Annotated in this window: 15 protein-coding genes and 4 pseudogenes; 10 read left to right on the top strand and 9 right to left on the bottom strand. The window is 60.7% G+C overall.

The window, feature by feature from the left end; translation table 11 throughout:
* The first annotated feature begins 155 nt into the window (after window positions 1–155).
* The 7 genes and pseudogenes from QA640_RS14650 (at window position 156) to QA640_RS14620 (ending at window position 9,506) form a co-directional block, all read left to right on the top strand.
* Window positions 156–3,524, top strand: coding sequence for an adenylate/guanylate cyclase domain-containing protein (locus tag QA640_RS14650; RefSeq protein WP_283041337.1), 3,369 nt, complete (start codon window positions 156–158; stop codon window positions 3,522–3,524).
* Window positions 3,525–3,856: 332 nt separating this feature from the next.
* Window positions 3,857–4,408: pseudogene (locus tag QA640_RS14645) on the top strand (tyrosine-type recombinase/integrase); the annotation flags it as partial.
* Between the two features lie 9 nt (window positions 4,409–4,417).
* A pseudogene (locus tag QA640_RS14640) lies at window positions 4,418–4,612 on the top strand (transposase zinc-binding domain-containing protein); the annotation flags it as partial.
* 898 nt (window positions 4,613–5,510) lie between these two features.
* Window positions 5,511–5,747 carry a hypothetical protein gene (locus QA640_RS14635; protein ID WP_283041336.1) on the top strand — a complete coding sequence of 79 codons (237 nt, stop codon included), beginning with the start codon at window positions 5,511–5,513 and terminating at the stop codon, window positions 5,745–5,747.
* A gap of 1,080 nt (window positions 5,748–6,827) precedes the next feature.
* On the top strand, window positions 6,828–7,826 hold the full coding sequence (gene istA, locus QA640_RS14630; RefSeq protein WP_283041335.1) for an IS21 family transposase: 999 nt from the start codon (window positions 6,828–6,830) through the stop codon (window positions 7,824–7,826).
* Window positions 7,826–8,683, top strand: coding sequence for an IS21-like element helper ATPase IstB (gene istB, locus QA640_RS14625; RefSeq protein WP_283041334.1), 858 nt, complete (start codon window positions 7,826–7,828; stop codon window positions 8,681–8,683). The genes istA (QA640_RS14630) and istB (QA640_RS14625) overlap by 1 nt, the downstream gene beginning before the upstream one ends.
* 373 nt (window positions 8,684–9,056) lie before the next feature.
* Complete coding sequence (locus QA640_RS14620; RefSeq protein WP_283041333.1) at window positions 9,057–9,506, top strand: hypothetical protein; 450 nt, start codon at window positions 9,057–9,059, stop codon at window positions 9,504–9,506.
* A 113-nt stretch (window positions 9,507–9,619) separates the two neighbouring features.
* On the opposite strand, the gene QA640_RS14615 is transcribed toward QA640_RS14620, so the two are convergent.
* The 3 genes and pseudogenes from QA640_RS14615 to istA (QA640_RS14605) form a co-directional block, all read right to left on the bottom strand.
* Complete coding sequence (locus tag QA640_RS14615; protein ID WP_283041332.1) at window positions 9,620–9,805, bottom strand: hypothetical protein; 186 nt, start codon at window positions 9,803–9,805, stop codon at window positions 9,620–9,622.
* Between the two features lie 1,524 nt (window positions 9,806–11,329).
* A pseudogene (gene istB / locus QA640_RS14610) lies at window positions 11,330–12,196 on the bottom strand (IS21-like element helper ATPase IstB).
* Entirely contained in the window at window positions 12,196–13,452 is a 1,257-nt protein-coding gene (gene istA, locus QA640_RS14605) for an IS21 family transposase (RefSeq protein WP_283041331.1), read from the bottom strand. Before istA (QA640_RS14605) ends, istB (QA640_RS14610) begins: the two are co-directional and overlap by 1 nt.
* A gap of 996 nt (window positions 13,453–14,448) precedes the next feature.
* Here istA (QA640_RS14605) and QA640_RS14600 point away from each other — a divergent pair.
* The 3 genes and pseudogenes from QA640_RS14600 to QA640_RS14590 all read left to right on the top strand — a co-directional run.
* Window positions 14,449–15,072, top strand: a pseudogene (locus QA640_RS14600) (transposase); the annotation flags it as partial.
* Between the two features lie 966 nt (window positions 15,073–16,038).
* Window positions 16,039–16,221: a hypothetical protein gene (locus tag QA640_RS14595; RefSeq protein ID WP_283041330.1), complete on the top strand. Its 183-nt coding sequence runs from the start codon at window positions 16,039–16,041 to the stop codon at window positions 16,219–16,221.
* Between the two features lie 163 nt (window positions 16,222–16,384).
* Window positions 16,385–16,843, top strand: a complete 459-nt coding sequence (locus QA640_RS14590) for a response regulator (protein WP_283041329.1) — start codon at window positions 16,385–16,387, stop codon at window positions 16,841–16,843.
* A gap of 558 nt (window positions 16,844–17,401) precedes the next feature.
* On the opposite strand, the gene QA640_RS14585 is transcribed toward QA640_RS14590, so the two are convergent.
* Genes QA640_RS14585 through trbK-alt form a run of 6 tightly spaced genes read right to left on the bottom strand, consistent with a single transcriptional unit; the run spans window position 17,402 to window position 22,126 of the window.
* The gene (locus QA640_RS14585; protein ID WP_283041328.1) at window positions 17,402–17,644 is read right to left on the bottom strand and encodes a DUF2274 domain-containing protein; all 243 of its coding nucleotides are present in this window, start codon (window positions 17,642–17,644) and stop codon (window positions 17,402–17,404) included.
* Window positions 17,637–18,845: a TrbI/VirB10 family protein gene (locus tag QA640_RS14580; protein ID WP_283041327.1), complete on the bottom strand. Its 1,209-nt coding sequence runs from the start codon at window positions 18,843–18,845 to the stop codon at window positions 17,637–17,639. Before QA640_RS14580 ends, QA640_RS14585 begins: the two co-directional genes overlap by 8 nt.
* A complete protein-coding gene (trbG, locus tag QA640_RS14575; RefSeq protein ID WP_283042797.1) occupies window positions 18,842–19,810 on the bottom strand; it encodes a P-type conjugative transfer protein TrbG in 969 nt (322 codons plus the stop codon). Before trbG ends, QA640_RS14580 begins: the two co-directional genes overlap by 4 nt.
* A 2-nt stretch (window positions 19,811–19,812) precedes the next feature.
* Entirely contained in the window at window positions 19,813–20,493 is a 681-nt protein-coding gene (gene trbF / locus QA640_RS14570; protein ID WP_283041326.1) for a conjugal transfer protein TrbF, read from the bottom strand.
* Window positions 20,494–20,543: 50 nt separating this feature from the next.
* On the bottom strand, window positions 20,544–21,761 hold the full coding sequence (gene trbL / locus QA640_RS14565) for a P-type conjugative transfer protein TrbL (protein ID WP_283041325.1): 1,218 nt from the start codon (window positions 21,759–21,761) through the stop codon (window positions 20,544–20,546).
* The gene (trbK-alt, locus tag QA640_RS14560; RefSeq protein ID WP_283042796.1) at window positions 21,758–22,126 is read right to left on the bottom strand and encodes a putative entry exclusion protein TrbK-alt; all 369 of its coding nucleotides are present in this window, start codon (window positions 22,124–22,126) and stop codon (window positions 21,758–21,760) included. The genes trbL and trbK-alt overlap by 4 nt, the downstream gene beginning before the upstream one ends.

The raw sequence follows: 22,126 nt of genomic DNA, 5'->3' as shown, positions 1-22,126 counted from the left end.
GAGTGGCTACCTCGGTTAAGAGGTGATCCCGACATTACCGGCACGAGCCAAATCGACGCTCGTGACCCTAAACCAGTCATCCGAAAGCACCGCTAACCCTAGACAGGTCTTCTCGCCTGCGGGATCATGCCAGAGCCGAGCTAGGGGGGGACCCCATGGACGTCGGAGGTTGGCTGCGGAGGCTTGGCCTCGAACGATACGAGACGGCATTCCGCGAAAATAGGATCGACGATACTGTCCTGCCGAGGTTGACGGCTGAGGACTTGAAGGAGCTCGGTGTAGGATTTGTTGGGGATCGGCGTAAGCTGCTCGACGCCATCGCTCTTTTGCGCGCTGAAGCCGCCGCACCAGCGCCGCTGTCCGACGCTCCTCTGGCAACCGACAAAGCAGATACCGCCGAGCGCCGTCAGGTGACGGTGATGTTCTCCGACTTGGTCGGCTCGACGGCCCTCTCGGCGCGCATGGACCCTGAAGACTTGCGCGAGGTCATTTCAGCCTACCAGAGGTGCGTCGCCGATACCGTGCAACTCTTCGGCGGCTTCGTCGCGAAGTTCATGGGCGATGGGGTGCTCGTGTACTTCGGCTACCCGACAGCCCATGAGGACGACGCTGAGCGCGCCGTGCGCGCCGGGCTACATGCGATTGCCGCAGTTGCCGGGCTCAAATCGTCCGTTCCGCTGCAAACGCGCGTCGGTATCGCAACGGGCCTGGTCGTCGTCGGCGACCTGATCGGCACGGGATCGGCACAGGAGCAGGCGATCGTCGGCGAAACACCCAATCTTGCCGCACGCCTACAAGGCATCGCCGAGCCGAACACGGTCGTCATTGCGGAGGCCACGCGCAGGCTGCTCGGCAATCTGTTCGAGCTGCGGGACCTCGGGGCAAAGGAGCTCAAGGGGATCGCCGGCCCGGTGGGCGCTTTCGCGGCGCTGCGGGCCAGTTCTATCGAGAGCCGGTTTGAGGCGATGCACCCGGGCGGCCTGACGGCACTCGTCGGACGAGAAGAGGAGCTTGAACTGCTGTTACGGCGCTGGACCAAAGCCAAGATTGGCGACGGCCAGGTGGTGCTGCTATCCGGCGAGGCCGGCATCGGCAAATCCAGGCTCTCCGCCGCGCTCATGGAGAGTATCGCGCCCGAACCCCACACGCGCTTGCGTTATTTCTGCTCGCCCCAGCACACCGACAGCGCCTTTTATCCGATCATCGGACAGCTCGAACGTGCCGCCGGATTTGCGCACGGCGACCCGCTGCAAACCAAGCTCGACAAGCTCGACGCGCTACTCGCGCAGACCTCGACGGCCAAGCAGGACACAGCGCTGGTGGCCGAGATGTTGTCACTTTCCAACGACGGACGCTACCCCGCTCTCGAGCTTGCCCTGGAACAGCGCCGAGAGAAAACGCTTGCAGCGCTGGGCGTCCAATTGGAAGTCTTGGCGCGCGCCAGCCCAGTGCTCATGATCGTCGAGGATGCGCATTGGGCCGACCCCACGAGCCTGGAAGCGTTCGGTCGCATTGTAGACAGGATCGCAGCGCTTCGCGTGCTATTGATTGTGACGTTTCGGCCGGAGTTCGAGGCGCCCTGGGTCGGACAACCGCACGTCACAGCTCTTGCTCTCAATCGGCTGGCAAATCGCGAGGTCGGCACCATGATCGACCGCGTGCTCGGCAACAAGCTGCTGGCGGCTGACATCCGGAAAGACATCATCGAGCGCACCGACGGCATCCCCCTGTTCGTCGAAGAGATGACAAAGGCCGTGTTGGAAGCCGGGGGCGAGCTCGAAGCGAAGCAGATTGCGGCCGCGGTTCCCTCTCCGACGGTGGCGGTCCCCGCGAGCTTGCATGCTTCTCTGATGGCTCGGCTCGACCGGCTCGGCCCGGCTAAGGAGTTGGCGCAGATCGGGGCGGCGATCGGTCGCGAGTTTTCTCACGCGCTATTAGCCGCGGTGGTGCGCAAGTCCGAGACGGAATTGGCCGCATCACTCGATCGTCTGATCCGGGCCGGGCTGCTGTTCCGCAAGGGCGTGCCGCCGCACGCGACCTATTTGTTCAGGCATGCCCTGGTGCAGGACGCCGCGTACGGGACTCTGCTGCGCGAACCGCGACGCGCGTTGCATGCCCGCATCGCCGACACCTTTGAAAGTCAGTTCGCTGAAATCGCTGAGAAACAGCCCGAAATCTTGGCGCGTCACTGCACTGAGGCTGGACTGATCGAGAAAGCCGCCGGTCTATGGGGCAAAGCCGGACAACGGTCGCTGGCGCGCTCGGCTCTGGTTGAAGCCTTAGAGCAGCTCACACGTGCGCTTGCTCAGATCGCGACGATCCCCGCCACGGAAATATTGCGTCGTGAAGAGATCAAGCTGCAGATCGCGCTCATAACTCCGCTTGTCCATGTCAAGGGGTATGCCGCGCCGGAGACTAATGCTGCCGCCGAGCGAGCACGTCTCCTCATAGACCGGGCTCAGATGCTGGGAGAGTCCCCCGAAGACCCGCTGTTACTGTTCTCGCTCCTCTATGGGGTGTGGACATCCAATTACGTGGCATCTAACGGCGACGCTGTTGGCAAGCTTTCGGCACAGTTCCTGACGCTCGCGGAGAAACAGCAGGCAACAGCGCCACGATTGATCGCCCATCGCATCATGGGCATTTCCTTGGCGTTTGCAGGACAGATTACAAGAAGCCGGGAGCATTTCGACGAGGGAATGGCCCTCTACGACCGCAGGGAACATCGTCAGCTCGCAGCTCGTTTTAGCGTGGATAGCGCAGTTTCGATGTTGTGCTATCGTTCTTGGGACCTTTGGTTTCTGGGATACCCCAGGGCCGCACTCGCGGACGCAGATCAGGCGATTAGTGATGCGCGCCAGATTGGTCAAGCTACCACGCTGCTTTATGCGCTGTGGCACGCATCCATAACTCAAATCGAGTGCGGGAACTATGGCCGAGCGAGGGCGCAATTGGACGAAGCTATCGCACTAGCCAACGAAACGGGTGCCGCTTTCTGGAAGGAAATGTCAGCGATGGCTCGCGGCCGCACGTTGGTCTTCGTCGGTGATGCCTCCGATGCGATACAAGTCGTCACGTCCCAAATAGCCGCGTTTCGGGCAACAGGAGCGAGGATTTTGCTTCCCGCGCACTTAATTAGTCTGGCGAGAGCCCACGCTGAACTCGGTCAATTCGAAGCAGCTTGGGGCGCCGTTGGCGAGGCGACGGCGCAGATGGAAGCAGCCGAGGAAGGCTGGTGGCGGGCTGAGGTCCATCGCGTGGCCGGCGAAATCGCCCTGATGCCGCCACAGCGGGATGCAGCAAAAGCAGAAGCCTATTTCGAACGTTCGCTAGAGATCGCGCGCGAGCAACAGGCGAGATCGTGGGAGCTGCGTGCAGCGATGAGCATGGCGCGGCTGTGGCGCGATCAAGGGAAGCGGGATGAGGCACGGGAGCTTCTCGCTCCAGTGTATGGCCGGTTTACCGAGGGATTTGACACATTGGACTTGAAGCAGGCCAAGGCCCTACTCGACGAGCTAGCATAGAGTGCCTGTGGTGGCGAGAGCCGGCGTGAAGGCCAACGTGTTTGCTGAATGCGACGCACGCGGGATGTCCCAGGCTAATAAGCTGCAAAGGTGAGAACGCGCGCAGATGACCAACGCACGCGTCTTCGTTCCATTAAATGGAACCACCGCACTCTTTCGAAGAAGTGCGCGAAACATTTCGCATCGCTGTAACTTTAAGTTAATCGTGGGGCCTAATCGAAAAGGTCGATATGGAACTGACTGATCGAATATCGGACCACCCGGTCAATCTGTGACGAGGTAGGTGACAGATTGCAACAGATCTCGCGAAGCCTCGCCTCTGCCCCCTACCTCGAACGCCACGCAAACTACCGGTCGTGCTAAGCGCCGACGATGTCGTTCGCTTCCTGGAAGCAATCCCGAGCCCCAAGAGCCGTACCGCGTTGACCACCGTCTATGCCGCAGGCTTGCGCGTATCGGAAGTGGTCCTCTTGAAGGTTGTCGACATTGATAGCCAACGGATGTTGATCCGGGTCGAGCACGGCAAGGGCGGCAAGGACCGTTACGTTATGCTCTCGCCGCAGCTTTTGAGGATTCTACGGACGTATTGGCGGCTCACTCGGCCAAAACTGGCTCTTTCCCGGCCGCGACGACGAGCGTCCGCTCGTCCCGAACGTGCTGCACGCCGCCTGCCGTTCAGCCTGTGCTGCGGCCGGCTTGAGCAAGTCGGTGACAGTGCATACGCTGCGGCACACATTCGCGACCCATCTCCTCGAGAACGGGGCCGACGTGCGCATCATCCAGGTGCTGCTCGGCCATGCCAGTCTGGCCAGCACGGCGCGCTAATCAGCAATACGCCAAGTCCACTTGACCGGCTCCGCCTGGAGGTCGTGCCGCCCGGCTGAGCGGACCTGATGGCTCCGGTTCTGGAAGTGGCGGATATCTTCCGCCGCCACGGCGAAGCGTTTCGGCAAGCCCGTGTCGGGCATCTGGGCCGCGTCGAGCGGCGCATCATGGGTGCGATCACGGCGTGCCGGACGGCTGTGCTCGGTGGCCACCTCGAGCAATGCGACGACTGCGGTGCCACCCGCATCGCCTACAACTCCTGTCTTATGGGCAAATTCCGTAATGGGGAGTAGACGGACGACCACACCGGGTTGAACGTGGATTTTAGAGGCTTTGACTCTCCATTACGAACTGCGCTTGAGCAAGGCGCTCAGCTTGTCCGGAGACCAAACGGTCTCTGCTCCAGCGCATTGGCAACAAAGGTGGCGACGGCTTGGACCAATCTCAGCTGCAGATTTACGTTGTTCCGGCGTTCGATCTACAAACAGCCTTCCGAACATTATGCGTAACCCAACGGGTAATCTCGCAACGCAGCCGTCTCGGTGGGTTCTTTGTAATGGAGAGCAATCGGGCGATTGATCAGCTCAGAAACCCGCGAATGCCGCTAGACTGGCTGCTGAACTGGTCGCCTGCTCCCCATTAATGGATTTGCCCATAAGACAGCTAATGGGCGACGCCCATTAGCTGTCGCAATCGGCATTGCCCGAAGTGCCAGGGCTCGGCGCGCGCGCAATGGTCGGGGGGCGGTGATGCCTCGCCAGAAAACTGCATTTGCGACCGAGAAATTAATGGTGAGAGCCGAAGCAAGAGTGGCCATTCCAATGCAGATCAAACACACCAGACGCGTCATATCCCGTGGCGCGAACGAGAGGGATGCGCCCGGTTCTTGATCTTGAGCCTGTGCTTGCACCTGCCGGCAAGATACGGCCGCTCCCGGTGCTTCGGGCGTTCCCTCCCTAGACTTGGGCCGCTTGTGGCAACGCAAGCGGCCTCTTTCCGCTTGGATTCTCGGCGCGAGAGAGGGTTCCGGTGTGCGCGTCTGTGTCCTGATTCCCACACTGCGATTGGAAAACGCGTCTGCGTGTCGCTTTCGAACAGACAAGTCAAATCCGTTCCGCTCAACTGCTCTTACCGGAATCAGTCATCGGCTGGGGAGGCGAAATGGATCGTTCCCTGATAACTGACATGCCGCGCGACAAATATGTCGAGCGGTGCAAGCAACGGGCCTTCGCTTATCTCGACCGCGGCGATCTTAAAAACGCGGTTGCCGCGTTTGTCAGCGATATGCGCGCCCGTCCCGATTGCGAGTTGCCACACCACTTGGCAGCGCTTGGCGTTTTGCTGCTGATGGGGGACGATGCGTTCGGCTGGAGGACGCTGATCGAAGGATTCAGGTGATGATCACTCTCAATTGGGCCACCGGAGCGAACACCGCGGCACCCCAATTTACTGTAGTTGGCGGTTTTTCCTGAATCGGACCTTGGAGCAACCTATGCTGGCCTTCTATTTGCCCATACTGATCAGTCTAGGAATACTGGAAGTCTTGCAAGCAAACATGAGCGCAAGTGGATCGTTGGCGGCCCGACGCAAACAGGAGCAACATTAGGTTTAGAGAAAGGGGCGAATGCAGACAGATCTTTTATTGGTGTGGCTGGCGCTGCTGGGGACCGTATCGTTTTTAGCTTATTCATCCGATCGAAGGTGACCGCGGCGCACCGCGCGACCAGTCTTTGGTGCTCCAGTTGCGGGCGCTCATCCTGGCCTGCCAAAGGTCCGGGCCGACGTGGGCGCCGCGCCTGCCGCACGCCCTGCAAACGAACCGATCCTCAAAATCGGAGAGCTTTACGCTGCCTGGCCAGGAGTCGGCATCCATCGTGATCGAGTAGCTGCACTTGTAGTCGGGGCAACCAGCACGCGCCGCGCGGGCTCCGAGAGCCGCGCTGTCGCCCCTTGGGATTACCCGATTGCCCGGGCCGCCACGTCGGCGCCCGATGCTCCATGAACTTCTTTTTGCGGTCACCCACAATGACATCGATCCACAGGCTTGGCTCGCCGACGCGCTGGCTCGCCTGCCGGATCATTCCGCCATGTCGCGCGCCATGGAAAACTGCCCCCTCGGCGTCACGAGGAATTGCCCCCTCCTTGGATAGCCGAGGAGAGAGCGAATGAACGAGGAACGAATCACGGAATGCTCGTCGTGGAGTGATCCACGGGGGCAGGTGATGAAGACGCCGGATGACGTGGCGGAGATGTTGCGCCTGAGGGCGTGCGGGTGGGGTCTGAAGCGGATTGCGCACCAGCTGGGCTGCAGTCATCACACGGTGAAGGACTACGTGGCGGCGGGCGGGGTGAAGCCGTTCAAGTCGCCTGAGCGCCCGAAACGGCTCGATGGCCTTGAGGGTTGGCTGCGCGAGAGGTTCATTCGGCATCGCGGCAATGCGGATGTGGTGCGCCAGGACCTGTTGGCCCGAGCAAGGCGTGGCGGTCAGCCGGCGAACGCTGCAACGCGCCGTGCAGCCCTATCGTCAGGCGCTGAAGGCCGAGGCGCTGGCGACGACGCGGTTCGAGACGCCCCCGGGCCGACAGCTGCAGATCGACTTCGGCGAGCGTCTGGTCGAGATCGGCGGGGTGAAGGTCAAAGCATTCGTGTTCGTGGCGACGCTCGGGCATTCGCGACGGCTGCATGTGCGTGCGTTCCGGGCCGAGAAGCAAGAGCACTGGTTCGCCGGGCTCGAGAGCACATTCACAACGTTCGGCGGCGTGCCGGAGGAAGTGCTGATGGACAATCCACGCGCGCTCGTGGTGCGCCACGACGCGGTGAGCCGGTCGGTTCAGTTTAACGACAAGCTCATCGCGTTCGCGAAGCATTGGGGCTTCCGTCCTCGCGCCTGCGCGCCGTATCGGGCGCGCACGAAGGGCAAGACGGAGAATGGCGTCGGCTACGTGAAGAAGAACGCGATCGCGGGGCATTCCTTCGCGAGCTGGGAGGCATTCGAGGCGCATCTCGCCGAGTGGGAGCGTGAGGTGGCGAACGTGCGTATCCACGGCACGACCGGCGAGGCGCCGATCGCTCGCTTTGCGCGTGACGAGGCACACCGGTTGAAGCCGCTTGGCGGGCAGCCGTCGTTCGGATCGTTGCGCGAACTGGCCCGCGTCGTCGGCAACGATTGTGCCGTCGAGGTCGACACGAACAGCTACTCGGTGCCGTGGCGACTGATCGGCGAGCGCGTGGCGGTGACGGTTGCGGCCGGCGAGGTGCGCATCCGCCATGGCATGCGCGAGGTTGCGGTCCACAAGCAATCGGAGGGTCGCCGGCTGCGGATCGTCGATTCCGCCCACCTCGACGGGGTTGCCGGTCGCAATGGCGCGGTCTGCCGACCGGCAATCGCGACACCGGCAGGGCCGGCGCCTTCTCCACTGCCCTCGTTGTTGCGCCCTCTTGCCGAATACGAAGCAGCGATCGGAGGGAGCTTCTGATGGCGCGCACAAGGAAGGCTACCGAAGCACCAATCGACCGGCTCGAGGCCATGCTGGCGCGATTGCAGCTCTCCGGCATCCGCGACCAGCTCGACAACCTGCTCGACGAGGCGGCGCGCGCGAACCTGTCGGCGCGTGAGACGCTGTTCCTGCTGTGCGAGCGCGAGATCGCGCGCAAGGATCATCGCCGCATCGAGATGGCGCTGAAACTCGCACACTTCCCAGCCGTGAAGGAACTTGCGGGCTTCGACTTCGAGGCGCAGCCGTCGATCGATCCGAAGCAGATCCGCGACCTGGCCGCGTCACGTTGGATCGCCAACGGCGAGAACGTGCTGCTGCTCGGCCCGCCGGGCGTCGGTAAGACGCACTTGTCGATCGCGCTCGGGCGAGAGGCGATCCTGGCCGGTTACACGGTGCAGTTCACCACGGCGACGACGCTGGTCGCTGGCCTGGCCAAGGCGCATGGCGAGCGGCGCCTGGACGAGAAACTGCTCGCGCTGGCGAAGCCAAAGCTGCTGATCGTCGACGAACTCGGCTACCTGCCGCTGGAGCCCGACGCGGCGCATCTGTTCTTCCAGTTGGTCAGCCGCCGCTACGAAACCGGCGCCATGCTGATCACGTCGAACCGCAGCGTTGCCGAATGGGGCACCGTGTTCGCCGATCCGGTGGTCGCCACCGCGATCCTCGACCGGCTCCTCCACCACAGCCACGTGCTGACCATCCGCGGCGACAGCTACCGGCTCCGTGCCAAGCGAAAGAGCGGCCTCATCCAGCCGCCCGCCGCTGACGGCCCTCCGGTCGGCTCCGCCTCCCTCCGTCCCGTCAGCGGCGGAGCCAACCTTCAACCGACATCATGAACCCGAGGGTGGGGGCAGTTCTTCATGACGCAAAGGGGGCAGTTCCGGATGGCGTTTGACACGCCAAGCTCATCCACGAACTCATGCCCTGGAATTGGCGACCTCAGAACGTCGCTCACGCGGCATAAGCGCGGTCAGCTCTCAACCGCGACCAGCCCAAAAGATAGCCCTTTGCCGCTGCACCGTAGCGTCGCTGGGTGGGCTCTTTTCGCTTGGCTTGGCGGGAAGTGCCGGCCGGCGCCGGACGCATCCACAGCCTGCCTAGGGCACCCATAAAGTGCGAGTTGTGCACCGTCTCTCCACAGGCTTCCACATAGCCGGGGATGGTAGACTCGTTCCCGTCCCAATAGGCTTGGTTGGCGGGGACATTGCGATGACCAATTGGCAATCTGATCTCGATGCGTTCATCGCCGAAACGAAGGCGTTCGTTGAAGGGATTGGCGCCAAGCGGCGCCTCGCCCAAGAGTACGACGCTGCGCAAGAACGGGGAGAACTCCTTAGCAACGGCGAGCGCAGCTTTTCCAGTCCGGAAAAGGTAAGCGGCCCGGAGTTAGTGCCGCCAAAGGAACTGCACGAGGCCCGCGTCATCCGCGACGCTGAGGCCGCCGAGCCTGGCATCGTCCGGCGCGCGCTCGATGAGAAGTTGGCACTCGGCGAAGATCCGGCCAAAGCCTCACGGCGGCGGATTGTTGCCGACCCGAACCGAGCGCGCGAAGAAATCCTCCAGCGTGTCGCAAGCTTCAGAGCGCACCAGGAGCGCTTTATGAAGGAGCGAGAGAATTTTGCGGCAGCGGAATTGAGAAGGATGTGGGAGTCGCGCTAATATTCGGCCTCAGAAGGACCTTCGGGACTGCGCCGTGGGCCGCGTTGGTGCGTTATTTCCGCTCGTGGCCGCCCGGTATGTTTCTGGTCTCGGGAGGTCAGCCAAGGCGCGCCTTAGCGATCCTGGCTCTTGTCCTGTTGCTCACCGGCTGCGAGGGCGACCATATCGAGAATGGCAGCCTGAACGAGCGCCAGGCGCAGCCACAAAGCACTGTGCTCACCTAAGCTAAGCTGCTGCGGTCGCTCATAGCAATCGCCGCCCCGCACGCGCATCGACGAAAGCGCGCGGGAAGTCTCCATCCTCGTTTAAATCCTGTGGATAACAGCTGTGGATAAAGTGAGAAGACTGCTCAGTCGCCTGATTTTGGCCACACGGAGTCTTGGATGATTCGGCGAGAGATCATACGCGCCCTTGGGAGGCGATCGTCATGCCGGGACAAGAAATGCGAATGAGCGGCGCGGATTGGCCGAAGGCGAGCCAAATGCCGCGTTGTACGATGTGCTTTGACTTGATGACTGCGCCTGAAAGCAGCGTCCTTATGCCCGATGGCGTCGTCAGCTATCTCTGGAGCTGCGATTCCTGCGGCGAAACGGTGGTCACACACTGCTTCAGCCAACCTCGCTATACAGCGCCTCACTAGTGCCAAGCTTAGCTAACGGCATTGCTGTCATAATCCATAATCTTACGGCAGCGAACCTTTTCGCGGTTCCAGATCTAACAGTCTGTTGCATGAGACGGAGAGCGACTGATGACGGAACGCACGCAAGCGTCGCGTGGCAATGCGTTGGAGAATTAGTGGTGGAACCTTTGCTCTTTTGGTAGCGGGAGCCGCCGCGTTGCTGCCGGCTGTTTCCCAAGCCCAGCCCATTTCCGCGGAAGTAGCGAGGAAGTGCAACCTTCGGGCGAAGCAATTCCCACCGCGTCAGAGGCAATCCGGCCGCTGGTAGCGCCTGAGGCAAGCCGACACAACAAGCACCATCTGGCCCATTGGCTCGATCAGTAGTCCGAATGCGAGCGGCGCCAGCGCTTGGCAGATCCGGGACGGCGCCCCGATCAGCCCCATCGGAGCTTTGCCGACACGTCTATCCGGAGCAAAGAGTGGAGAAGAAACACCGAGTATCGGTGTTGCGCGCCCTGAGAATACTGGTGAGACGCGAAGGCCTTGAGGTTTGGCAACTGGTGCTACGTCACGAGCAATCTGACACAGAGTGGTTTGGTCGAAGGTGTGCTCTGAGGCCGCGAGACGCTCGGCGCCTTCGCGTTTGAAGGTGTGTCCTCAATCAAGCGTTGGAGAAAAGTTGTAGACGCGCGGCGAAAGAAGCCCGCGAAATCCGCCAAGTACCTGAAATCGCTGGCGCTCCCTAGGGGAATCGAACCCCTGTTTCAGCCTTGAGAGGGGCTCAAGGCATGCGCTGAACAGGCGAATTGCAAAGGGGGTTAATCCGGGGGTTGAGCTCAAAATAGACTTAAAAAACCAATATTTTCAATTACATATGGCGGAGAGGGAGGATTCGAACCCCCATATGCGAAGGCGCGGTACTGCCAACTACCATCCTGTAGCCCTTGACCACACCCGCGGACCCTAATCTCAATCGTTCACCATGGACGGCTTAGGTCGGATCTTACGCATGGCCCTAGAGCGGCGCGCGAATTGATCCGCGAGCGATCCCGATGTATCTATGAGATATCCCTCTTGGCGAAACATTGATCGGCCAAGCCTGGAAAATCAAAGGTTTACGCTGGATCTGGTAGCGGGTGTCAACGGCGCGCGGAATCTCCTCAGAAGTGGCGCCGCAAAATTCCCCAGCTTGGCGGGATGGCGATCAGCCGTCGACGTGATCGGCAACTCCGTTTTTCGGTGGCCGGGCCGGCCCCCGGCGTTTCAGGGTCGGCGGAATGTGTTTTGCGGTTGCCTGCGTCTTGTGGCGGATTGTCTCGGGGACAAGATCGGCGTGTTCGCGTAGGCGATAGCTCGAGCCCTCGATTTGAATGACGACAGCGTGATGAAGGAGACGATCGAGGAGCGCGGTCGCGACGACGGAATCGCCGAAGATCTCTCCCCACTCCGCGAAGCCGCGGTTCGAGGTCAGGATCATCGCGCCTTTTTCATACCGGGCGTTGACGAGCTGGAAGAACAAGTTGCCACCGCCGGGAGTGACCGGTGGTTAGCCGATTTCGTCGACGATGAGCAGCGCAAAACGGCAGTAGTAGCGGATCCGCTCGCGCAGAGCGCCGTCACGTTCGGCCTTGGCGAGCGAGGCAACGATATCAGCGAGAGAGCTGAAGTAGACGCTGCGCCCAGCTTTGACAGCCTCAACACCGAGGGCCAGGCTCAGATGGGTCTTGCCGGTTCCTGGTGGCCCGATGAGGTGGATGGCTTCGGCGCGATTAATGAACTGCAATCCGGCGAGCGCCAGGACGCGGTTTTTGTCGAGCGAAGGCTGGAAGGCGAAGTCAAAGCCGGCGAGAGTTTTGATCGCCGACAACTTGGCCATCTGGACCGCCATTTTAACGCGGCGGTTTTCGCGCATCGTGAGTTCTTCGGTAAGCAAGGCGTCGATGGCATCGACGGCGCCCATTTCGCCGCGTTCGATACCGCGCAGGGTAGTATCAAGGATTTCCAGCGCACGCGGCATTTTCAGGCCGACGAGACTGGTCTTGATCCGCTCGACGACGGAGGAAGAACTCATCACACGACCTCCTGGGTTGCCAGGCGGCGGCCGACGGCCGCGTAGAAGTCCAGCGAACGACGAACGGCGAGGTCACCGGCGCGCGTGAGAGTGATTGGTTCCGGATTGCCTGAGCGGCGTCGGCCGAAGCTGGCGAGCTTGCGATGCGCAGGATCGAGCCGCTTTTGGCCGCGCTCTTCGAGCGGAGCATGGCTTGCCACCAGAACGCTGCCCTCGAAGATACGGATTTCGTCGGCGAGGACATGGACGTCGAAGACCCGCCGACGCGTGGTATCAGGCACGCTGTAGAGATTGCCGCCGACGCTCACCATGCCTTCATGCGAGGCCCGCCGCTCCAGACGCAACACCGCCCGATACGGCGCGCTCGGTAAGGCTTGCAGTGACGCCCTTTCCTCGGCGAAAGCCTCGTTGACGACCCGACGCGTTGTGGCATGCACCCGAGGATTGGCGACCGTATCCAGCCAATGGCGGAGCTGGCCGTTGAGGTCCTCGAGATTGCCGAAGACGCCGCCGAGGAAGAAGTCCTCGCGGATATAGCGGAACGGCCGCTCGACCTTGCCCTTGGTCTTGGCCCGATAGGGCCGGCAGGCGCGTGGCTGGAAGCCATAATGGCGAGCGAGATCGACGAGGGCGCGGTTGTAGACCACGAGCCCCTCGGCGTCCTCGCCGAGGACAGCGGTCTTCATCCGGTCGTAGAGGATCTCGCGCGGAACGCCGCCGATCGCCTCCAGAGCGGCAATATGACAGCGAAGAACGGTTTGCAAATCTTGATGGACAACGAAGCGCGCCCAGATCAGCCGTGAGTAGCCGAGCACCATCGAGAACAGCCAGACGATGCGCTTGACCCCTGGCTCATCGACGAACTCGACCTCGAACCTGGCGAAGTCGACTTGCGCCTGCTCACCCGCTGGCGTTTCAAAACGGACTTCGAAGCCCGCCGGCCGGGAAGGCCGCAGCTCCCGCACGCGATCGCGGACGACGCTGTAGCCGCCAGCGAAGCCGCGTTCCTTGAGCTCACGCCATAGCCGCACGGCCGTGAGCGCGGGATAGGCCGCCAGTCGTTCGCGCAAATAGGTTTCGAAGTGATCGACGATTCCCGGCCTTGGTGCCCGCTTTTTGTAGACCGGCGGCTCCAACCCTTTGGCGATGTAGGCCCCTGACTTTCGGTCGACACCAAGCTGCCGGGCGATAGCGCTGACCGACAGACCTTGGCGATGCAAATCCAAGATCATGACAAGTTCCCCAAGTTTGATCACCGCGCCCTCCCTCCCGCCTGCAGGAGGAGCGTCAGCGATTCGGCGCGCCCGGTCGGCCGTCACGAAAACTGGGGAATTTTCAAATGCCATAGGTGGGGAGAATAACTCCGCCACTCACAGCGGGGGAGCGCTACCGCCTTTCCCCACACCAACCAAACCTACGATACCTCATCCAATCATACGGATAGGAGGGCAGCTCGTGAGCCCGGGGACGAGCACAGCTCTATGCTCATAGAGGATATTGAAAGACCTTAAGCTACCGGTCGGGTGAAAGCGACTTCCATCGAGGAAAATCAAAGGCGCGCATTTTCGGTTCCGCTTTGTCCCACACTATGAGACATCGGGAGAGGTCGCCAACCGGCGGGCCTGCTCGTGGCGGGTTCATCGCCAGCAGCGCCCTGGCCCCAAAAGATGCGCCACGGGAGCCGGCTGCGCATTCTCGTAAGGCAATGGACAAAGCAGCGTAGGCTTCGGCTAAGGCTTTTCGTATGAACGCTTATCAGTTGACGGATCGACCCCGCTTTGCCGAGTAACCTGTCCAGCTCGCAATCGTCATTTCCTTCCCAACCAAGCAATTCGGCGCAAAATGAACGATTGCGTCCGATAACAGCTCTTCTCGGAAGTTATCGAGGCTGAAGCCAACGGCCTTTCAGAGCTGTCGGAGTAGCGGCCTCTACTCCGTGAGCGCAAGGAATACTCTTCGTTAGACGTAGCGGGATCAAGAATCAACCTAGCGGCAAAGGACAACCGCCCGGCTGTGAACTACAGGTAGCAGTAAAATCCCCATGGGAGAGCATTACGGCTAAAGCACGGGCAGGATTGGGGTTAGAAGTCGACTACCGTACAGTTTATTTGAATCGTCACCAATGAAACCATACCTGCACGCGCGAATCGCGCGGCAAGCTTGCAGTTGACGATGGCAGCCAGATTTATCCTTGCAGCAAACTGCCCGGGTCGCTGCACTACTTTGGCAGATTATCGCTTTTGCCGCGTTTTGTGAAGCTCATTTGGCCGATTACCAAAGTCCGCGGGAAGCCACGAAAGCACCACGTACCAGATGTCTTATCGATTGCGGCAGAACAAATGCTGGCCAGCGCCAAATGGAAAACCGTGAGTTGGCGCAGCAGAACGAAAGGTCGTCTGACAGCCCGATTTGCTGCTGTCCGCGTCCGCACCGCCGACGGCCCTCCGCAGCGGATTTGGGATAAAGGTCAGCAGCATCTCCCGGGCGACGAAGGCTGGCTGATTGGCGAGCAACGCGCCTCAGGGGAGAAGAAATACTATCTCGCCAACCTCCCAGCGGGGACGGATCTGCGCACACTGGCCGCCACCATCAAGGCGCGATGGATTTGTGAGCAGGCGCATCAGCAGTTGAAGGAGGAGCTTGGACTTGATCACTTCGAAGGGCGATCATGGCAGGGTCTTCATCGCCACGCCCTGATGACAATGATTGCCTACGCCTTCCTGCAACATCGCCGCCTCGCATACGCGGGGCGAAAAAAAAAGAATCAACGGGCCTCCGCCTCAGCCAACCATGCCCGCCGTGCGTCACGCCATCGTCGGTCTCATCCTTCGGCCACCGTCTCAATGGTGTCCATACTGCCGAAAACAAATCCTTGAAAAACACCGGCGCAAACAGATTCTGCCAAAGTAGTGCTAGGCCGTGTACCTATAAGGCTCGCCATCGTGCCGCGCCTGGTGAGTGTAGGTGCGGGCGTCACTCCGATTTTCTCGCAATTGAGGTTTTGATGGCTTGCTGAACGCGGGCCAATTCGGCCGAGCCAGCGCTCCCCGTCGATCGTAATCGGCACAGAAACGTGCGCGCCCTTCGGCACAGCTCCGGGCCTTTCTTCATCTGACACGTTTGGGCTAACCGCCTTGTCTCACACTGTCGAGAAATTCCTCCTTTTCGCCCGGCGCGTAACCCTGCGCAGCGCCAAAATACGGCTCGTTGTAATACGGTGCCGGCCGATCGTAGATCGGCGGCCCAGGTGGCGCGGAGGCAAAACCCGAAGCGGGGTCTGAGAAGACGGGACGAACAATAGCGTGCCGCTGGTGCGCGTGATGCACCGTAGCTGCCTTCGCAACGCCACACAGGGCGATCAAAAGGCTCAAGGCCAAAACAGAACGCATCGCTTTTACTCCAGTCAACCTCGTTGCGCCCGCTCAGGTAAGGCTCGGGTCGCGCCGTCACAACAAATCACGGCTTCACGACTAGTCACATCGGTGTCATCACCGCGCGGCTTGCATCTACTTCACCGCAGTTCTCAGGCGACCGGGTGCACAAAAAGAAAAGCCGCCTGCGTTGCCACAAGCGGCCAAGTCTAGGGAGGAAACGCCCAAGGAGGGCAGCGGTAGCGGGAGCGCTACCGCACACCGTAATAGATAGGACGACTCGCTATCGGTTCAATAGAACGTAGGTAAACGTCGATAATCTAAAGCAGGTACGGACCGATACCAAGGTATACGGCGCTCGTCGCAAACGCCGGTCGGATGATGCACGCAAATTGCCGGGCGTGACACGAACAGATTGCCAATGTGGCTCTTCGTGCTACAGAGCGCCTTCCCCAAAAGCAGGAAGTCGTTATGGCCAAGAAAGCTAAGAAGATCATCCGCAAAGAATATACCTCTGCAGACGTTAAGGCGTTGCGCGCGCACTCCAAGGCGCGCACGCCTGTTGTTAAGATCGCCAAGGAAATGAAGCGAACGATCGGAAGCTTGCGACAGAAGGCGCTGAAGCTTGGCATTTCGTTGGGGCATCAACGATAGCTGTCGGTACTTGCCCAACTAGATCAGCGTCGTTCGCGGAAGGTTTTGCCCGTTTCGGGAAAGAAGTTTCCAAGGTCGAACCAACCGCGAACGAGCTTACCTCTCGCATCCCGTGTTGTATGCCTGTCGTCATCATCGGTTTCTTTCCGCAAAAGCGCGGAAGTTGAAACATTATGTCGGAACGTTTTCGCCCGTCGACGTTGTTTTGACAGCGGGAACGATTTCGAGAGGTGGCAATATGGCCCACCCCATGAAGGGCTGCCGCGTTCTCATCGTCGAAGACGAGTACTTAGTCGGGGATGACCTCGCAAACGCGCTGCGGTCGCTCGGCGCTCACGTCATCGGACCGATTTCCCAACTCGCAGAAGCACTGGCTATCCATCAGGATAGCTTTGATGTCGCTGTGCTCGATATAAATTTGCGCGGCGAAACCAGCTATCTGTTGGCGGACGAACTTATGCGTATCGGAAAGCCCTTCATCTTCACCACTGGCTATTGTGCCGATATGATTCCGCACAGGTTTCAGGATGCACGCCGATGGGAAAAGCCTTGGCAGCTTGAAGACGTAACTACCGATATCGCCAGAATGTGTAGCCAGCTTCAGCCGCCTGTTGCGGCGTAGCGCCGTCATCTCATTCCCGGCTGTCGTCCTTCAACTCTTCACGGGCAATCGGCAGGCAATACCGGCTCTCCCAAAACATATTCTCCATGTCGCCATACTCATCCCAGAGCGCCGCCAACTCGGCTTGCGATTTGAATTTAAAGAATCCGCAACAAGGGTCACCCCGAAGCCATGCTTGCGCTTTGGACGATCACATCTTGCGGCTGGCACTCTTGCTGAAACCATCCTCCTCCCGGTGTCGATCGGCGTTCAAATCTGGCTCTGACTCACTTTGATGCAGTTCGAGTTTGATCATAACGGGACGCATCACGTCGCTAAATACCAACGCGAAGGCCCTTTGGAATGAGCGCGTGTTCGCTGTCCTGCCCGCCAAACACCGTCTGGCGACACAAGAGATAGTTTACTGGGCCGACTTGCGCGACGAGTCAGACGTTGGCGCAAACTTTTCGAGCCTGGTATATCGGGAGGTCCGCCGATCGTATTGAGCTATTCTGCCTATTGGCAGCATGACAACGGAAACCCCGCATTGGAAACTTTTCAAAGGCTGCTTTCGGAGCGCTACCTCTCACGCTGTCCGGTCACTTGATGTGCGCGGCGACGCTTCGCAAAAGCCCGATCCGTCGCCATAAAGCGCGCCAACATGGGAGCGATCAGTTTCGCTGGATCGCTGATCGATTGTCCGCTTTCCCGGGCCAACGCATCGGCATAAGCGACAAGGTCCCGATGAACACTTGCCGGCAGCTCGTGCGTAACCTTAACCGGTCTATCGTCAGCGAGAATTCCAATTTTGAGTTTAGTCATGCTTCGAGCCTCTATACGGTTCGAGAACGAGATCCCGGTTGACAATTACCCTCACTGGAAACCCTGGCCGAATGGTCAGTGTTGGCTGAATATTGAGGTTGCGCCGCACAAGCTGTTGCCCGACTTGATTTGCGGAGTCGCCTGCCCCACGCCGTAGCGCCTGGATGAGTGCGCCGTTTGTGTTGTTGACGTCACTGCCTGAATTCACCTCGGTGCCGACAGCCAGTAAAGTTGAGAGCGCGGCCGCGCCCAACAACTCCTTCCAGTGGTTGTCGACCTCATCCTCAAGGCCCGAGTAACCTGCAGCATCGGCTCCCGGCTGCCGCTCCAGCACGATGGACCGGCCGTTTGGCATGATCAACCTGGTCCAGACCAGAAGCACACGCGACTGCCCAAATGCGACTTGGCTATCGTAAGTGCCTATCAACCGTGCGCCTTGCGGAATTAGTCGGGTTCGACCCGTAGGAGTATCGTATACCGCCTCGGTAACTTGCGCCGTGATTTGGCCAGGGAGATCGGAGCGGATCCCGGTCAGCAGAGCACCAGGAATCACTGTCCCTGCTTGCACCACAAACGGCGATGCTGGTTTGACCAGACGATCGGGGCTCGTCGTACGACGATCGGCCGGCCCATTCACGAAGGCAAGTTTTCGGTCCTGGCCATTTTGTGTGAAGGCTTCGTCGGACGACATCGTCCCGTTCGTCGGGGCTTCGTTCGGCGGCGCCATCGCGGTCGGCGTCCGGACATTGGTAGCGGCGAACACTTTGCTCGTGCGAGCCGCTTCACTCTCCCGATCGACACGCTGTTGTTCGGCGTCAACTGCCAATGGACCGGTCTGGGTCTTCGCTGCGACGATCGGCCGCCCCAAATCGCCGGGCAAAGGCGGTCCAAGCGGTGGCACATCCCGCGGGATTGCCGTGTAGTCCTTTGGTAAGCCGGCAAGCTGGTCGGCGACGTTGTGGTGATCGGTCGAGTAGAGTTCTTCCGAAGCGGGAGCACGCTTCTTGCTGGATTGTAGGGCCAACAGTACCGCTCCGGAGATAAGGGCAAGGACTAGGGCCGTGCCTCCGATCAGGACCCTACCGGAGATCCGCGTCACGCCTGGACGTTCAGGACGCAACTGGAAGGCTTTCGAAGCATCGTCGTGTGCCTGTGGCGGCACAGAATTCTGATCCGGCGGACCGCCGCTTGTACCGATCATGACGACCTCCCATCGGCTCTGACGATGCGCACCTTCTGCTGGTTCTCTCCCCCTAGTCTCAATTCAGCGGCGGCGAACAGCCGATCGACAATCAGCAGGCTTCCGAACGCCCGGTAGTTGACAAGCTCGGGCTTCCCGTCTTGCCCGATAACGAAGAGGGGTGGCATCTCACCCTGTCCGATGCCTGGCGAGAACTCGATGTAAACTTTGCGTCCGTCGTCGTAGGCGTTGATCGGACGCCAGGGCGGGGTGTCACCTTCAATGGTATAGCGATAGCGGCGCTGGGCTGGATCAGGGATAAACGGCGTCGGCGGCACGCTCCGGCCACGCATGCGATCTTCGGGATAAAACCAGGTCACCGAAGGCATGTACGGCTTTTCGCGAGAACGTAGTTCGAGCAGGTAGGTGCGCCGATCGGTATTGACGACAAGATTGGTCGCGATTTCCGGGCGGGTCGGCTTGACCATGATATGGACGCGGCGGGTCTCCCCGCCACCGCTCTCGGTATCACCCACAACCCAGCGCACGGTGTCGCCGGCGGCGACGGGTCCCGACCCGATCAATTGCTCACCTGGCTCGAGCGCTATGTCGGTGATCTGTCCTGGTGCTGCGTAGATCTGGTAGAGCGCGCCAGGGCTATAGGGAAACACCTGCACCGCGTTGTAGTACGCCGCCTTGCGCGGTTGAACGCGCGCTGCGTCGTTGGCGCTCTCGATCCTTTCGATCGGTTCCTTCGCTTCCTTCTGCTTACCACCGTGCGCCGGGCTCCAGGAGGGCGGCACGTGGAGCGGTCGCGGCCGATCATCGGTCGCCGCAGGTGGATCGGGAAGTGGCGGGATATCCGAGTCGTAGCTGATCTGCGGAGGCTTGAAAGCGGTGCATCCGCCAAGCGCGAAGAGCGAAATCGACAGGGCCGAAGCTAAGCTCCGCCGCAAAGTGCAAGATGTTTGACAAGAGGAGTGCATGCTTATCCCAGCTCCTTCGACCAATTGATGGCGTTGACGTAGATGCCGAGGGGATTCTTGCGCAGCCGATCGATGTCGCGGGGCGGCTCCAAGACGATGGTGAGGATCGCGCTCCAGCGCTCGGTGGCGGCAATCTGGCCGTTTTCGTAACGCCGTTCGATCCAGGCTAAACGGAAGCTTTCGGGTGAGGCCCTGATGACGCTGGAAACCTCGACCGTAACCTGCGTCTTCCCAACCTTGGCGAAGGGATCGTTGTTGCGCGCATAGTCATTGAGGGCGGCAGCGCCCCGGTCCGTCGTGAAGTCGTAGGCGCGGAGCCAATCCTGGCGCAGCACGATCGCGTCCATGGGAAGGCCGCGAACATGTTCGATGAACCGGGCGAGGTGGAAGGCAATCTGAGGATCATTGGGTTGGTAAGAGGAATCTGCGGGTGCGAGGGCTCTCACCTCACCCAGATGATCGACCTCGACTACCCACGGGGTGATGGTGCCCTGTGCTGACTCCCAAACAAGCGCAGCGGCGAAGCCCGCGCATAAGAACAGACAGCCGAATGCCATCAGACGCCAGTTTTTGGCCTGGACGCGTGCCGAGCCGATGCGGTCATCCCAGACCTGGGCTGCTCGTTGATAGGGCGTGACCGGAGCAGGCGTGCGGCCATAGTGGATCGCCGATCGTTTGAACATGCTTTGACCTCAGGAAATGAATGGGAACGGCAGATGGGTGATCACAGGCATTAGCTCTCGCCCTGTGAGAGATCGACGGAGGCGCCTCCCCCGCCGTGATCGCCTGCGCGGACCGCCTGTGTCGCGCTTGCGGCCCCATGACTGAGAGTCTGCGTCCGTTTCATGCGGCGAACCCAGGCGGGCGCTCTCTCGGACGACGCGGTAGCGCCACCATGCGTGCTGCCGCTCGATCCACCGGATTCGACGGCAGCAGAGCGCAGGGGGCTAGCTGGGGCCGACATAGTTGCTTCTGTGGCGCCGGACAGACCTCCTGCTCGGAAGGCGCTCGAGGTGGCGCCCGCAATGGCGCTGCCTCCACCGACGGCACTTCCGGCCAGAGCGGCGCCACCGGCTGCGAGCGCGGCTCCGGCCGCAGCCACGCCACCGGCCGCCAAGCCGGTGCCGACGGCGCTACCTGCGCCGAGTTGTGGTCCACCGGAAACGATCCCGTTGGCGATACCGGGCCCGAAGATGCCGAGACCAAGCAGTGAGAGCGCTCCCAACACCATCGCCATCGCATTCTCAATGGTCGGCTGGTTGCCACCGAATCCCGCCGTGAACTGCGCAAAAAGCGTCGAGCCAATGCCGACGATCACGGCCAGGACCAGGACCTTGACGCCGGAAGACATCACGTTGCCGAGCACCCGTTCCGTGGCGAAAGCGGTTTTCCCGAACAGGCCGAAGGGAATCAGTACGAAGCCTGCCAGCGTCGTCAGCTTGAACTCGATCAGGGTGACGAAGAGCTGGATCGCCAGGATGAAAAACGCGAGCAGGACGACGATCCAGGCGAACAACAGAAGGACGATCTGGACAAAATTCTCGAAGAAGCTGACATAGCCCATCAGGCCGGAGATGGATTCGAGGATGGGCCGTCCGGCGTCGAGGCCGACCTGCGCAATCCGGCCGGGACGCAAGAAGTCCGCTGACGAAAGGCTCGTACCGGAGGCTTTCAGGCCGAGGCCCGCAAAGCTCTCGAACACGATCCGGGCGAGGCTGTTCCAGTTGCCGATGAGATAAGCAAAGACGCCAACGAACAGGGTCTTCTTGACGAGGCGAGCGACGATGTCCTCATCGCCGCCCCAGGACCAGAACAGCCCGGCAAGCACGATGTCGATCGCGGCGAGCGTGGTCGCGAGATAGGCAACCTCACCCCCGAGGAGCCCAAATCCGGAGTCGATGTAGCGGGTGAAGGTTTCCAGGAACTGGTCGATGACACCGGTGTTGTTCATCGCTCGTTCCCTCCGGGCGTCCGCGGGAAGGGGTAGCCAGAAGGTAAGCGGCTTTCGTCCTTCACTATCGACCCGCTAGACGACGCGCCGTCGCCGCTTTGTCGCACAGCCTCCTTCCTCTGGCTCAGGAATTGACGCCGCTTCTCTGCCCAGATCTTGCGACATTCGATGAAATCATCTCTCTGCTCGTAGTTGACGGTACGGCACTGCGCGAGCTTGGATGCGAGAGGATCGGTTTCCTGGCTTGTCGATGTGGGAGCCGCGGCCTCATCTTCGCCGCTGCGCAGTTGGATTGCACAGGCGCCGACAGCTGCGGCAAGAAGCAGTGCGGCTCCCACGAGCCGTATGCGGATAATTGTGTCCAT

It is taken from the genome of Bradyrhizobium sp. CB82 (assembly GCF_029714405.1).
Classification (GTDB): Bacteria; Pseudomonadota; Alphaproteobacteria; order Rhizobiales; family Xanthobacteraceae; genus Bradyrhizobium.
This window is presented reverse-complemented; position numbering and strand designations above follow the sequence as displayed.